General features: G+C 74.7%; 9 protein-coding genes. 4 read left to right on the top strand and 5 right to left on the bottom strand.

Translation table 11 applies throughout. From position 1 onward, the window contains the following. Positions 1–19: 19 nt before the first annotated feature. A complete protein-coding gene (locus ACFV0Q_RS13510; RefSeq protein ID WP_385004675.1) occupies positions 20–3,586 on the bottom strand; it encodes a S8 family serine peptidase in 3,567 nt (1,188 codons plus the stop codon). Positions 3,587–3,771: 185 nt separating this feature from the next. On the opposite strand from ACFV0Q_RS13510, the gene ACFV0Q_RS13505 reads away from it, so the two are divergent. Together ACFV0Q_RS13505 and ACFV0Q_RS13500 are read left to right on the top strand one after the other, a co-directional pair. Next, the gene (locus ACFV0Q_RS13505; protein ID WP_385004673.1) at positions 3,772–5,262 is read left to right on the top strand and encodes an MFS transporter; all 1,491 of its coding nucleotides are present in this window, start codon (positions 3,772–3,774) and stop codon (positions 5,260–5,262) included. Between the two features lie 62 nt (positions 5,263–5,324). Further along, positions 5,325–6,437: an agmatine/peptidylarginine deiminase gene (locus tag ACFV0Q_RS13500; RefSeq protein ID WP_385004671.1), complete on the top strand. Its 1,113-nt coding sequence runs from the start codon at positions 5,325–5,327 to the stop codon at positions 6,435–6,437. A gap of 57 nt (positions 6,438–6,494) precedes the next feature. Here the strand turns inward: ACFV0Q_RS13500 and ACFV0Q_RS13495 are convergent, their stop codons facing one another. The 3 genes from ACFV0Q_RS13495 to ACFV0Q_RS13485 are packed head-to-tail and all read right to left on the bottom strand — an operon-like array spanning position 6,495 to position 8,954. Further along, a complete protein-coding gene (locus ACFV0Q_RS13495; protein ID WP_385004669.1) occupies positions 6,495–6,695 on the bottom strand; it encodes a DUF6126 family protein in 201 nt (66 codons plus the stop codon). An 18-nt stretch (positions 6,696–6,713) separates the two neighbouring features. Beyond that, on the bottom strand, positions 6,714–7,349 hold the full coding sequence (locus ACFV0Q_RS13490; protein ID WP_385004667.1) for a helix-turn-helix domain-containing protein: 636 nt from the start codon (positions 7,347–7,349) through the stop codon (positions 6,714–6,716). A gap of 57 nt (positions 7,350–7,406) precedes the next feature. Beyond that, positions 7,407–8,954 carry an ATP-dependent DNA ligase gene (locus ACFV0Q_RS13485; RefSeq protein WP_385004665.1) on the bottom strand — a complete coding sequence of 516 codons (1,548 nt, stop codon included), beginning with the start codon at positions 8,952–8,954 and terminating at the stop codon, positions 7,407–7,409. A 160-nt stretch (positions 8,955–9,114) separates the two neighbouring features. Between ACFV0Q_RS13485 and ACFV0Q_RS13480 the strand changes: the two genes are divergently transcribed. Both ACFV0Q_RS13480 and ACFV0Q_RS13475 read left to right on the top strand, forming a co-directional pair. Continuing rightward, the gene (locus ACFV0Q_RS13480) at positions 9,115–11,835 is read left to right on the top strand and encodes an alpha/beta fold hydrolase (RefSeq protein WP_385004663.1); all 2,721 of its coding nucleotides are present in this window, start codon (positions 9,115–9,117) and stop codon (positions 11,833–11,835) included. Continuing rightward, positions 11,832–12,695, top strand: a complete 864-nt coding sequence (locus ACFV0Q_RS13475; protein ID WP_385004661.1) for an ABC transporter permease — start codon at positions 11,832–11,834, stop codon at positions 12,693–12,695. Before ACFV0Q_RS13480 ends, ACFV0Q_RS13475 begins: the two co-directional genes overlap by 4 nt. Positions 12,696–12,701: 6 nt before the next feature. Here ACFV0Q_RS13475 and ACFV0Q_RS13470 read toward each other — a convergent pair. Then, a partial coding sequence (locus ACFV0Q_RS13470) for a polysaccharide deacetylase family protein (protein WP_385004659.1) occupies positions 12,702–13,523 on the bottom strand: 822 nt, incomplete at its 5' end.

Below are 13,523 nucleotides of genomic sequence, written 5' to 3'. Positions count from 1 at the left end.
GGCGGGCGGCGGCGGGCGGTCAGCCCTTGTCGGGGCGGTCGGTCACCCGGAGGGTGTTGACCAGGGGCTTGCCGTATCCGTTGTGCGTGACGAAGCGGACGTTGAGCACGCCGTCCGTGACCTTGACCGTGTAGGTCCTGGTCAGGGCCGTGTACGTGCCGGCCTCCAGGGAGATGTCCAGGGAGGGCAGGACCTGCGTGCCCTCGGCGAGGACGTCGAAGACGCGCTTGTCGGGCCGGGCGGAGGACAGCTCGGCGAAGCCGAGTTCCACCGTGTAGGTGCCGTTCGGCACGTTGTCGAAGCGGTACTCGTACATGCCCTCGCGGGCGTTGCGGAACAGCCGCTGGTCCTGGGTGCCGACGATGGTGCGCCCGGTGGACTGGACGGAGGAACTGCCCTGGTACCCGTACGAACCCGCGGTGTACTTGCGGTCCGGGGACCAGGTGTCGCCCGCCACGTCGGTGGCGGTGTGGTCGGAGCCCGCGTCCAGGGCCGCCTGGTAGCGCGGGACGACGACCTCGACCGGGACGGTGAGGACCGGGGCCCGGCCGCTGGCCGAGGTGATCTTCAGGTCGGTGGTCAAGACCGCGCCCGGGGTGAGCCCGGCCGTGTCCACGGCGAGGGCGAGCGGCGCCTTGCCGCCGGTCGGGAGGTTCCCCCCGGCCGGGGTCGCCGTCAGCCAGGCCGCGTCCTCGGAGACCGTGAAGTCGGCGGCGAGGCCCGAGTTGGTGAGGTCGAGGGTGCGGGTGCGGCTCTGCCCGGCGGGCAGGACCACCTCCACGGCGGGCTGTGCGGCGGTGACCTTGCCGGTGCGCAGGGACCGGGTGGCCGTGGTGACGTCGGCCGCGTTGACCTCGACGGTGGCCTGCGCGGACTCGTAGGCCGGGGCGGTCAGGGCGAGCGCGCGGGAGCCCGAGGGGCTCTGGACGACGTAGCCGCCGTCGGCGGCGGTGGTCGCGGAGACGGCCGAGTCGCCGCTGCCGACGGTGACGGTGGCGCCGGCGACGCCGTTGCCGTCGTTGGCGTCGAGCACGCGGCCCGTGACCACTCCGCTGCGGGTGGTCCGGAAGCCGATGGACAGGCCGTCGGTGAGGACCGGCGTGTTGAAGGAGTACGTGAAGGCGTCGGTGCCGGCGGCGTTCTCCACGCCGATGGTGGCGGTGGAGCCGCCCTTGATGCCGGTGCCGCCGGTGCCCTTGTAGGAGTAGGTGACGGAGCCGTCCTCGCCGATCGCCGCCGAGAAGGAGAAGGTGTCGGCCTGCGCCGACCAGTGGGACACCTGGCGCCATTCGATGACGTACACGCGGTGCGGGGCGGTGCCGGTGACCGCGGTGAAGACGCCCGAGCCGCTGCCGGCCGGGCCGACGACGAGGTCGTCCCAGAAGGGGTAGAGGGCCGCGTTGGGCGTGCCCGTGCTGGGAATGTCCCCGTTGACGTCGCCGGTGTTGTTCCCGCCGAAGCTGACCGTGCCGTTGGTGCCGATCCAGGCCTGCCCGTACGTCTTCCCGTACAGCGGCAGCGGGAAGGGCAGGTCGACGCGCTCGGTGGTGTTGTCGCCGGTCAGCGCGAGCTGCCGGTCGCCCGCGGCGTACGGGCGGCCGCCCGCGGCGGCGCAGGCGTAGCCGTAGCCGTCGGTGCGCTCGGGGAGGTTCACGGCGACGGTGGCGTCCCCGGCGACGGTGACCTTGGCGGTGGCGCCGGTGAGGCAGCGGGAGGAGTGGGTGGCGCTGACGTCGTAGCTGCCGTGGGGCAGGGTGACCTCGAAGCGGCCCTGCGCGTCGGCGGTCGCGGTCACCGGGGTGTCCGCGATGGTGACGACCGCGCCCGCGGCGGGCCCGGCGGCCGAGGAGACGGTGCCGGTGAGCTTGCCGGTGGCGGCCTGGGCGAGGGTGAAGTCCCCGGTGGCGGTGGCGTTCTCGGTGACGGTGGCGGTGGCCGCCTGCTGTCCGTAGCCGAACTTGGAGGCGGTGAGCTCGTACGCGCCGACCGACAGGGCGGGGAAGCGGTAGGTGCCGTCGGCGGCCGTGGTGGCGGTCCGGTCGATCGGGCCGTGGGCGGTGACCTTGACGCCCGCGACGGGCTCGCCGCCGCCGGTGCGGACCGTGCCGCCGAGGGCGCCGATCGCGCCGCGCGGGGCGGCGTTCACCGCGGCCAGCGCGTCGAGCCGGCCCTCGCCGAAGACGTTGTTGTCGGCGGTGGTGCCGCCGCACTGGGCGGCTTCGGTGTCCTGGGCGGTGCCGTCGAGGAGGGCCTCGGTCTGGGCGACGTCGCCTTCGAGGGCGGGGGCGGCCGACCAGAGCAGGGCCACGGTGGCGGCCGTGTGCGGGGAGGCCATGGAGGTGCCGGAGAAGGCCTCGTACCCGCCGCCGGGGACGGAGGAGCGGACGTTGACGCCGGGCGCGGCGATGTTCGGCTTGACGATGCCGCCGGGGCCCGCGCCGCGCGAGGAGAAGGAGGCGATGGCGTTGTTCACGTCGAAGGCGCCGGAGCTGTAGGAGTTCGCGTAGTCACCGGGCGATCCGCTGGTGGCGCAGCCGGGGCCGGCGTTCCCGTTGGAGAAGGCGGGGAAGATGCCGGCGGCGCGCCAGGTGTCGACGATCTGCTGGTACCAGTCGTCGTGCGCCGAGCTGCCCCACGAGTTGTTCACGACGTGCGGGGCGAGGTCCGGGCGCGGGTTCTGGCCGCTCAGGTCGGTCGGGGCGACGATCCACTGGCCGGAGGCGAGCAGGGAGGCCTCGGAGCAGGAGTTGGTCTCGCACCCCTTGGCGGCGATCCACTTCGCGCCGGGGGCCACGCCGGTCTTGTTGGCGCCGCCGTCGTCGCCGACCATCGTGCCCATGGTGTGGGTGCCGTGGTCGTTGTTGTCGCAGGGCGCGGCGCCGGCGCAGATGCCCGCCGGGTCGAACCAGTTGTAGTTGTGGTCGTAGGTGCCGTCCGCCTTCCTGCCGCGGTACTGGCCGTTGACGGCGGGGTGGGTGTAGTCGACGCCGCTGTCGATGTTGGCGACGACGATGCCCTCGCCGCGCACGCCGAGCTGGTCCCAGACCTGCGGGGCCTTGATGCGGTCGATGTTCCATTCGACGGCGTCGGCGGCGGTCTTCTCGCGGGTGCCCTCGGCGGGCTTGGGGAGGGAGACCTGGTCGTCGGCGTCGACGCGGGAGACCTCGGGGCGCTCGGCGAGGGCCCCGGCGAGCTTCTGGCTGCCGACGACGCGGACCGCGTTGACGATCCAGTACGAGGTGTACTCGGCCTTCGCCCCGTCCAGGGCCTTCAGCAACCCGGCCTGGGTGCGCGCGGCGTGGTCCCGCTTGGTCCGCAGAACCGTTTCCGCCTTGGCGGCCCGGGTCGGGGCCTTCCGCGCGGCGCCGAGGTCGGCGGCGCTGTCGAGGTAGACCCAGAAGACGGCCTTGCCGGCGGCGTCGAGCTGGGCGCGGAGGACGGGCTCGATCTTCCGCTCGGCGGAACCCGGCGCGGGGCCGGGTTCCGGGGCGGCGGCGGCGATCCCCGCGCCGAGGGGGAGGAGCAGGACGGAGGTGAGCGCGGCGAGCGCCGCGCGTAAGGATCGCCGTCGGTTGCGTTGGGCCACGTGTGGTCTCCTCGTACGCCGGGTGATGGTTGTGCGGGAAGGGTGTGCGTGACGTGCGCGGGTCATGGTGAGCGGGATGCCATGTCCATTACAAGGGTGCATTTTGAGCCGGGTTCCCACGGGTCCCGGCGCCGCGGCTCCCCCTCCGGGTGGCCCTTCCGGGCGCGGCGGGCCAGCCTGGGGGCATGAGCGATCCCGCGCCCGCCGTCCCGCTGCGGTCCGCCCGGGGACGGTGGATCCTGCTCGCCACCGTGCTCGGGTCGAGCATGGCCCTGCTGGACTCGACCGTCGTCAACGTCGCGCTCCCGCGCATCGGGCAGGACCTCGACGCCGACCTGGCGGTGCTCCAGTGGACGGTCAACGCCTACCTGCTGACCATGGCGGGCCTGATCCTGGTGGGCGGCTCCCTCGGGGACCGGTTCGGGCGCCGCCGAATCTTCGTGCTCGGGGTGGTGTGGTTCGCCGTCGGCTCGCTGCTGTGCGGCCTCGCCCCGAACGAGGGGGTGCTGATCGCCGCCCGCGCCCTCCAGGGCATCGGCGGCGCTCTGCTGACGCCCGGTTCGCTGGCGCTGATCCAGGGCTCGATCCATCCGGCGGACCGGGCCCGGGCGGTGGGCCTGTGGTCGGGGTTCGGCGGGGTGGGCGCGGCCGTGGGGCCGTTCCTGGGCGGCTGGCTGGTGGACGGGCCGGGCTGGCGGTGGGTGTTCCTGCTGAACGTGCCGGTGGCCGCGCTGTGCGTGCCGGTCGCGCTGAGGCACGTACCGGAATCGCGGGATCCGCACGCTCACGGGCGGTTCGACGTGCTCGGGGCGGCGCTCGGCGCCGCCTCCCTGGCCCTGATCACCTACGCCCTGATCGAGGCCAGGACCGGGACGGCGGTGGTCGTGGCCACCGCGGTGGGCGGGGTCCTGCTGGGCATCGCGTTCGTGTACGTCGAGCGACGGCGGCCGGATCCGATGCTGCCGCCCGACATCTTCTCCTCACGGCTGTTCACCGCCGTCAACCTGGTCACCCTGTGCGTCTACGCGGCTTTCGGCGGGTTCTTCTTCCTCGTCGTGCTCCAGCTCCAGGTCGTGTCCGGCTACTCGGCCCTGGCCGCCGGGGCCGCGCTGCTGCCGACCACCGTGCTGATGCTGCTGCTGTCGTCCCACTCGGCGGCGCTCGGGGAGCGGATCGGGCCGCGGATCCCGCTCACGGTGGGCCCGCTGCTGTGCGCGGCCGGAATGCTGCTGATGCTGCGGGTGGGCCCGGAGGCCTCCTACGTACAGGACGTGCTGCCGGCCATGGTGGTGATGGGCGCCGGGATGGTCGCCCTGGTGGCTCCGCTGACCGCGACCGTCCTGTCCTCGGTGGACCCCGGCCGGGCGGGCCTGGCCAGCGGCATCAACAACGCCGCCGCCCGGGTCGCCGGGCTCCTCGCGGTGGCGGCGCTGCCGCTGCTGGCGGGGATGGAGCCGGACGCCTACCTGTCGGCATCGGCCTTCGACGCCGCCTTCGACCGGGCCATGCCCTGGTGTGCCGGGGCGCTGGTGGTCGGGTCGGCGCTGGCCTGGGCGACCGTACGCTCCCCCGCGCCCGGGGAGCCGCATCCCCACGCGCAGTGCCGCACCCAGTGCCCGGTGGGCGCGCCGCTGCCGGAACCCCCGGCGACCGCGGATGAGGACCGGACGGCTTGACTGAAATTTCAGTTAGTGCCACAGTGCCGCCACCTCTCATCCACTCCTCTTCGGAGGTTCGTATGAACCCAAGTCGCAGAACCCTGCTGCGATCGGCCGGCGCCGGCGCCGCCGGACTGGCCCTGTCCCCCCTCGCCGCGGCGGCCGCCGTGGCGGCACCGTCCGCCGGCCGGATGACCGTCCCGGCCGACGAGGTCACCCACCTGCGGACCTGGATGGCCTGGCCGTCCAGCCGCGGTGTCTGGGGCTCCGACCTCGCCGGGATCCAGCAGGACATCGCCCTGATAGCCCGGACCGTCGCACGCTACGAGCCGGTGGTGATGTGCGCCGCCGACGAGAGCGCGGCCGCCACCGCCCGGGCCCGCTGCGGATCCGCCGTCACCGTCCTGTCCTCCATCCCGGTCGACGACCTGTGGATGCGCGACACCGGGCCCCTGTTCCGCCGCGACGGCTCCGGCCGGGCGGACGCCGTCGGCCTGAACTTCAACGGCTGGGGCGACAAGCAGACCCACCGCAAGGACGCCAAGGTCGCCCGGCTGATCGCCGCGCGCGAGTCGCTGGCGTTCACCGCGGCCGCGTTCACCGGCGAGGGCGGCGCCGTCGAGACCGACGGCGACGGCACGCTGATGGCCACCGAGAGCAGCCTCGTCAACAAGAACCGCAACCCCGGCCTGAGCCGCGCCCAGGTGGAGGCCAAGGTGCTCGCCGCGTACGGCGCCGACAGGATGATCTGGGTCCCGGGCATCAAGGGCCAGGACATCACCGACGACCACATCGACGTGACCTCCCGGTTCGTGCGCCCGGGCGTGGTGCTGGTCCAGGTGCCGCCCGCCGACCGCACCGACGTGTGGGCCGAGGACGCCCGCCGACAGCTGGCGATCCTGTCCGCCGCCACCGACGCCCGGGGCCGCCGGCTCCAGGTCCTGCGGGTGGACGGGCCGGTCACCCTGCGCTCCGACAACCCCGACTTCGTCGACTCGTACCTGAACTTCCACCTCGTCAACGGCGCGGTGATCACCGCCCAGTTCGGGGACGCGGTACGGGACGCGGGGGCCCGGCAGGCCCTGGCCGCGGCCTTCCCCGGCCGCGAGGTGGTCCAGCTCGACGTGGACCGGCTGATGGCGGGAGGCGGCGGCATCCACTGCTCGACCATGCAGCAGCCGATGCCCGGCTGATCCGCACCCGCCGACCGGGGCCGCCGTCCGGGACACGGGCGGCGGCCGCGGTCGGGGCTACTGGTTCTGGCCGCCCAGTACGAAGAGGAGGTAGACGAAGAAGGCGAAGAGGTGGCCGACGAACAGGTAGGCGGCCAGCCTGATGACCAGGCCGCGCGGGAACCGCGATTCGATGCGCTCCCGCAGCCGCGCCGGCTCGCTCCCGGTCCCGGCCTCGGTCTGCTCGGCGGCGCTGGGCATGTTCTCTCCCTGGGTCATGGCGGTACGGCTCCTCGGCTATCGGTGGTGCGTGGTGGCGCCGCCGAGGCACAGCCCGGCGAGGCTGCTCTGCAGCAGGGTGTGGACGAACAGCAGCTCGGCGCCGCCGTGGCCCGGCGCCCCGATCCGGTGCGGGGTGAGCGAGTCGAAGTGCGCGCTGTCCCCCGGCTCCAGCAGGTACTCGGTCTCCCCCAGGTGCAGCCGCAACTGCCCGGTGAGCACGTACAGCCACTCCTCCCCGGGATGTACGCGGACCAGCTCGCCCTGGCTGCGCCCCTGGGGGACGTGCACGCGCAGCGCCTGCATCCCCCGTCCGGAGCCCCCGGCCTGCCAGTACGTCCAGCCGTCGGCCTCGCGGGCCCCCGGGCCGCCGGCCCGTACGATGGGGTCGGCGACCGCCTGGGTCTCGCCGAGCAGCTCCGAGACGGTGGTGCCGTAGGTGCGGGCCAGTCCCAGCAGCAGCGGCAGCGAGGGCTGGCGGCGTCCGGTCTCCAGCCGGGACAGGTGCGCGGGCGAGAGCCGGGCCCGCGCGGCGGCCGCCTCCAGCGTGAGGCCCGCGCGTCGGCGCAGCTCACGCAGTTGCGGGGCGACGGCGGGCAGCTCGTCGGCGATGCCCTCGTCGGGGCGGCCGGGCCCCTCGGCACTGGGGTTCATACCCCGATTGAGCCAGAATCTTGCCCGTGGGGCAATTTTCTTGCCTCTGAGGCAAAATCACCCGCTCCCTGATCCGCCGCCGCCCTGTTCCAGCACGGTCTCCACCGTGTCCGCCTCCTCCGCGTTCTTGTCCGGACGGTGCCGCAGCACCCGGGCGAAGCGCAGCGCGACCCCGGCCGGGTAGCGGGGGGAGCGCTGCAGTCCGTCGTAGGCGATCTCGACCACCAGCTCGGGCCTGACGCGGACGGTGAAGCCGTCGTCCGCCTCCGCGAGTTCGCCCAGCCGCCCGGTCTGCCAGCGCAGCATCTCGTCCGTGAGGCCCTTGAAGGTCTTGCCGAGCATCGCGTACGTGCCGTCGGCGGCCCGCGCCCCCAGGTGCAGGTTCGACAGCAGGCCGGTGCGCCGGCCGTGGCCCCATTCGGCGGCGAGCACGACCAGGTCGAGGGTGTGCACCGGCTTGACCTTGAGCCAGCGCTTGCCGCGCCGGCCCGCCGCGTAGAGCGAGTCGAGGGCCTTGACCACGACCCCCTCGTGGCCCCGGCGCAGCGATTCGGCCAGGAACTCCTCGGCCGCGGCAGCCTGTGCCGACGGGTCCTCGACCACCAGCCGGCGTACCCGGGAGGCCTCGGGGACGAGGGTGGCCAGGGCCTGGTACCGCTCGCGGAACGGCAGGTCGAGCAGCACCCGGTCGCCGAGGGCCAGCAGGTCGAAGAAGTACGCGTCCACGGGAAGGGTGCGCCGGGCGGCGGCCACGTCCAGGCGGGAGCCGACCCGGCTCGCGATCTCCTGGAAGGGCACCGGGCGTCCGTCCGCGCCGCGTCCGATCACCTCGCCGTCGAGGATGAACCGATCCCCCGGCAGGCTCCGGGCCAGCTCGGCCACTTCCGGCAGCCGGTCGGTGATCTCGTCGAGGGACCGGGTGTGGATCCGCACCTCGTCCCCCGACCGGTGGACCTGGACGCGGATCCCGTCGAGCTTCTCCTCCACGGCGCACGGCCCCAGCGCGGTGAGGGCGTCGGCCACCGACCGGGCGGTCCCGGCGAGCATCGGCTGGACGGGCCGCCCGACGCGCAGGGTCACCCCGCGCAGCGCCCCGGCGCCCTCGGCCAGCACCGCCGCCGCCACCCGGGGCAGCGAGCCGTCCAGCATCACGGCCCGGCGCAGGTCCGCGGCCGGCACCCCCGCGGCCCGGGCCACGCCCTCCAGGGCCACCGCGTCCAGCGCCCCTTGGCGCACCTCCCCCGACAGCAGGCTCCGCAGGAACCGCTGTTCGGCGGCGGTGGCCGCACCCAGCAGGCCGTCGACGATCCGGGCGCGCTCCGCCAGCGCGCCCGGGCCCGCGACCGCGGCCAGCTCGGCCACCGCAGCGTCGACGGCCCGCACGGTCAGGGAGGGCTCCGGGGCCGGCGGCGCGTCCCGGCCCAGGGTGCGCCAGCCGACGCCGGGGCGGCCCTGCGGAAGGCGTCCGGAGAGGTAGGAGATGACCAGGCCGGCCTCCTCGGCGGGGGCGGCCGCGAACAGCTCCGCGAGCAGGGCGGTCTTGCGCGAGCGGGCGGAGGTCCCGGCGACCTCCCGGGACACGCGCGCGACCTCGGCCAGCAGCATGCCGCCCATCCTCCCGCCGCCCGGGCCCGCGCGCAGGTCGGCGGCGACGGCGTGTACAGCGGGTGCGGTACGCCGGGCGGGGCCGCGTACGCCTGGAGAAGGGGCGGGGCTCCCCCTGAGGGATCCCGCGTACGGCGATCACTGGCCGTAGGGTTCCCGTATGAAGCCACGACTGCCCCGGCGGCGCCGCGACCGCCTCCTCGCCGGCGCCGCCGCCCTCGCGGTCCTGGCCGGTGCCGGTACCTGGACGGCGGTCGCCGCCTCCGGGGACGCCCCGGCCGTGCACCGCGAGGACCGGGTCCTGAACCTGCCCGGCCCGCAGCCGGCCGGGGGCGCCGGGATCGACACCTCCTTCTTCACGGCCGGGGACGGCGACCGGCGGCGTCCCGCGGTGCTCCTCGGGCACGGTTTCGGCGGCAGCAAGGACGACGTCCGGGCGCAGGCGGAACGCCTCGCCCGCGACGGGTACGCCGTCATGACCTGGTCGGCGCGCGGCTTCGGCCGCTCCGGCGGGAAGATCGGCCTCAACGACCCCGAGCACGAGGTCAAGGACGTCTCCGCGCTGATCGACTGGCTGGCCCGCAGGCCCGAGGTGCGGCTCGACGCGGACGGCGATCCGCGCGTGGGCGTCGCCGGGGCCTCGTACGGCGGCGCGATCTCGCTGCTGGCCGCCGGGTACGACCGGCGGGTGGACGCCATCGCCCCGCAGATCACGTACTGGAACCTGGCCGACGCCCTCTTCCCGGAGGGCGTCTTCAAGAAGCTGTGGGCCGGGATCTTCTTCACCACCGGCGCCGCGGGCGGCCTCCAGCCGGCACCGCCCGCCGTGAACGCCGGTCCGCAGGCACCCGGCTGCGGCCGGTTCGAGCCGCAGCTGTGCGCCATGTACGAGCGGGTCGCGGTCGCCGGGAAGCCCGACGCCGAGGCGCGCGAACTCCTGGAGCGGCGCAGCCCCTCGGCCGTGGGCGACCGGATCAAGGTGCCCGCCCTCATCGTGCAGGGCCAGGACGACTCCCTCTTCCCGCTCGGCCAGGCCGACGCCATGGCCCGCACCATCGCCGCGAACGGCGCTCCCGTCTCCGTGGACTGGGCGGCCGGCGGGCACGACGGCGGCATGCGCGAGGCCGGCCGGATCGAGGACCGGGTGGCGTCCTGGTTCGACCGCTACCTCAAGGGGGACGAGGGCGCCGACACCGGCCCGGTCTTCCGCGTCTCGCGCTCCGGCGGCATCGACTCCACCGACGGCCTCGTCAAACTGCGCGGCGCGAGCGGCGACCGCTACCCCGGCCTCACCTCGGCTCCGCGCGACTTCGCGCTGTCCGGACGGGAGCAGACCTTCGCCAATCCGGCGGGCGCCGCCCCGCCCGCGCTGTCCTCGCTGCCCGGCATCGGCGGGCAGTTCGCCGCCCTGGGAGCCGGGCTCTCGCTGGACTTCCCGGGCCAGAACGCCCGCTTCGAATCGGAGCCGCTGACCGAGGAGGTACGGGTCACCGGGACCCCGACCCTCACCCTGAACGTGAGGTCGACGGCTGAGGACGGCGGCGCCGTCCTGTTCGGCAAGGTGTACGACATCGGGCCCGACGGCCGCCAGCAGGTACTGCCCAGTCAGCTGGTCGCCCCGGTACGGGTGGAGGACGCCGGGCAGGGCCGCAGCGTGCGGTTGCGGCTCCCGGCGATCGACCACTCCGTCCAGGCCGGGCACCGGCTGCGGGTGGTGGTCGCGGCCACCGACCTCGGCTACGCCTCCCCCGCCGCGCCCGCCGCGTACACCGTCTCGGCGCAGGGGCCGCTGGCCGTGCCCGTCGCGGACGGGGTCCGCACGGCCGCGGCCGGGCTGCCCTCCTGGACCTGGTGGCTGCCGCTCGGCGCACTGGCGCTGGCCGCGGGGCTGCTCGGGATCCGGCGTACCGGCGGGGGCCGCGCGGGGGTGCGGGCGGGAGGAGCGCAGCCCGAACCCGCGCTGGCCGACGTACCACTGGACATCACCGGGCTGACGAAGCGTTACGCCAAGGCCCAGGACCGCTACGCGGTGCGGGACCTGTCCTTCCGGGTGGAGAAGGGCCAGGTGCTCGGGCTGCTCGGGCCGAACGGGGCCGGCAAGACCACCACCCTGCGCATGCTCATGGGGCTGATCACCCCGGACGCCGGGGAGATCCGGGTGTTCGGGCATCCGATCCGGCCCGGCGCGCCCGTGCTGTCGCGGGTCGGGGCGTTCGTGGAGGGCGCCGGGTTCCTGCCGCACCTGACGGGCCGGGCCAATCTGGAGCTGTACTGGCAGGCCACCGGCCGGCCCGCCGATGACGCGCACATGACGGAGGCCCTGGAGATCGCCGGGCTCGGCGACGCGCTGGAGCGGGCGGTGCGCACCTACTCGCAGGGCATGCGGCAGCGGCTCGCCATCGCGCAGGCCATGCTGGGGATGCCCGACCTGCTGATCCTCGACGAGCCGACCAACGGTCTGGACCCGCCGCAGATCCGCGAGATGCGCGACGTGATGATCCGTTACGCCGCCGGCGGGCGGACGGTCATCGTCTCCAGCCACCTGCTGTCGGAGGTGGAGCAGTCCTGCACGCACCTGGTCGTCATGGACCGCGGCCGGCTGGTGCGGGCGGGCGAGGTCGCCGAGATCACCGGCGGCGGAGACACCCTGCTGGTCGCGCTGGAGGGTCCGGTCGACGGGACGACCGTCGAGAAGGTCGCGGCCCTGGAGGGCGTGGCCTCCGCGGTGGCCGGCGACGGCGGGATCCTCGTACGGCTCGACGGTGCGACGCCCGCCGCGCTGATCGCCGAACTCGTACGGCTGGACGTGCCGGTGTCGGCGGTGGGACCCCACCGCCGGCTGGAGGACGCCTTCCTCACCCTGATCGGAGGTACGGCATGAGTGCCGTCCAGGAGACCGCGCCCGGCTACCAGGCGGGCCGGACGCTGCCGCTGCGCGTGGAGGCGCTGCGGCAGTGGCGCAGGCGGCGGACGCTGGTGATGGGCGGGGTGCTGGCCGCACTGCCCTTCGTCATGATCATCGCGTTCGCGGTGGGCGGCGGGCCGGACGACGGGCCGGGGGCCAACGGCCGGGTCAGCCTGATCGACTCGGCGACGGCCTCGGGCGCGAACTTCGCCGTGACCTGCCTGTTCGTGTCGGCCGGTTTCCTGCTGGTGGTGCCGGTGGCGCTGTTCTGCGGGGACACCGTGGCCTCGGAGGCCGGCTGGTCCTCGCTGCGCTACCTGCTGGCCTCGCCGGTGCCGCGGGCGCGGCTGCTGTGGAGCAAGCTGGTGGTGGCGCTGGGCTTCAGCCTCGCCGCGATCGTGCTCCTGCCGGTGGTGGCGCTGGCGGCGGGGACGGCCACGTACGGGTGGGGGCCGCTGAAGCTGCCGACCGGCGGGGCGCTCCCGGCCGGGGACATCCTGCCGCGCCTCGCGCTGGCCGTCGCCTTCGTGTTCGTGTCGCAGCTGGTCACGGCGGGGCTGGCGTTCTGGCTGTCGACGCGGACGGACGCGCCGCTGGGCGCGGTCGGCGGGGCCGTCGGGCTGACCATCGTGGGGAACGTGCTCGACGCGGTGACGGCCCTGGGGTCGTGGCGCGAGTTCCTGCCCGCGCACTGGCAGTTCGCGTGGGCGGACGCCTTGCAGCCGCAGCTGGAGTGGGGCGGGATGATCAAGGGGACGGTGGTGTCGGTGTCGTACGCGGTGGTGCTGTTCGCCCTCGCCTTCCGCGGGTTCTCCCGCAAGGACATCGTGTCCTGAGGGTCCTCAGGCGCGCGTGTCGGTGAGGAAGGCGCGGAGGTCGACGATCTCGTAGCCCCCGGCCCGCGCGGCGTCGATGATCCGGGGCAGCGCCTCGGCGTCGAGGACGACGCCGTCGCCGGTGCTGCCGACGTGCATCTGGATGACGCATCCGGGGGCGAACGCGTCGACGGCCCGCCGCACCGCCGTGTCCACCGTCATGCCGCCCGCGGAGCCCAGGTATCCGTTGGTGTCGGCGGTGAACTCGATCACCGCGTAGCCGAGGTCGTTCACGTCGGCGACCGACTCGTCGGTGGTGGCGCTGTAGGGGAACCGGAAGAACGGCAGGGGCTCGGCCCCGGAGGCCGCGCGGATCGCCGCGTCGGCGCGGCGCACCTCGTCGGCCCGCTCCTCCGTGTCGAGGTCGTCGAAGGACGGGTGGCTGTACGAGTGGTTGCCCAGGCCGTGCGCGGCGGCCATGGCCCGGACGGCGGCGGGGTGGTCGCGCGCGAACTCGCCGGTGGGGAAGAAGGTGGCGGCCAGCTCGCGGCGCCGCAGTTCGGTGAGGACGTCGTCGATCCCGCTGACGTCCCAGGCGGCGTTGAAGGTGAGCGCGACCACCTTCCGGGTCGTGGGCAGCCGGCGGAGCTCGGCGCCGAACCACGTCGCGGGCGGGCGGGGCGTGGCGTGGTGCGGGGGCTGTGGAGGCCCGGCCTGCGGGTGCGGGGCCTGGCGGGGCCCGGCCGCGCGGGCGGCGGGGGCGAGGCCCGTCGCGGCCAGCGCCGCCGCCGCTCCCGTCGCGGCCAGGGCCGCCACCGCCGCGCGTCGTCCCGTATCCGTCACTGCGGC

This window comes from Streptomyces sp. NPDC059564 (assembly GCF_042735575.1).
Classification (GTDB): Bacteria; Actinomycetota; Actinomycetes; order Streptomycetales; family Streptomycetaceae; genus Streptomyces.
Note: the sequence above shows the minus strand (reverse complement) of the source record. Positions and strands in the feature narration are given on the sequence as shown.

What these genes read in the sequence shown, in the direction of transcription:
- ACFV0Q_RS13505 (WP_385004673.1), top strand. Translation starts at nt 3,772, where the DNA reads ATGAGCGATCCCGCGCCCGCCGTCCCGCTGCGGTCCGCCCGGGGACGG.
- ACFV0Q_RS13500 (WP_385004671.1), top strand. Translation starts at nt 5,325, where the DNA reads ATGAACCCAAGTCGCAGAACCCTGCTGCGATCGGCCGGCGCCGGCGCC.
- ACFV0Q_RS13495 (WP_385004669.1), bottom strand. Translation starts at nt 6,695, where the DNA reads ATGACCCAGGGAGAGAACATGCCCAGCGCCGCCGAGCAGACCGAGGCC.
- ACFV0Q_RS13490 (WP_385004667.1), bottom strand. Translation starts at nt 7,349, where the DNA reads ATGAACCCCAGTGCCGAGGGGCCCGGCCGCCCCGACGAGGGCATCGCC.
- ACFV0Q_RS13485 (WP_385004665.1), bottom strand. Translation starts at nt 8,954, where the DNA reads ATGCTGCTGGCCGAGGTCGCGCGCGTGTCCCGGGAGGTCGCCGGGACC.
- ACFV0Q_RS13480 (WP_385004663.1), top strand. Translation starts at nt 9,115, where the DNA reads ATGAAGCCACGACTGCCCCGGCGGCGCCGCGACCGCCTCCTCGCCGGC.
- ACFV0Q_RS13475 (WP_385004661.1), top strand. Translation starts at nt 11,832, where the DNA reads ATGAGTGCCGTCCAGGAGACCGCGCCCGGCTACCAGGCGGGCCGGACG.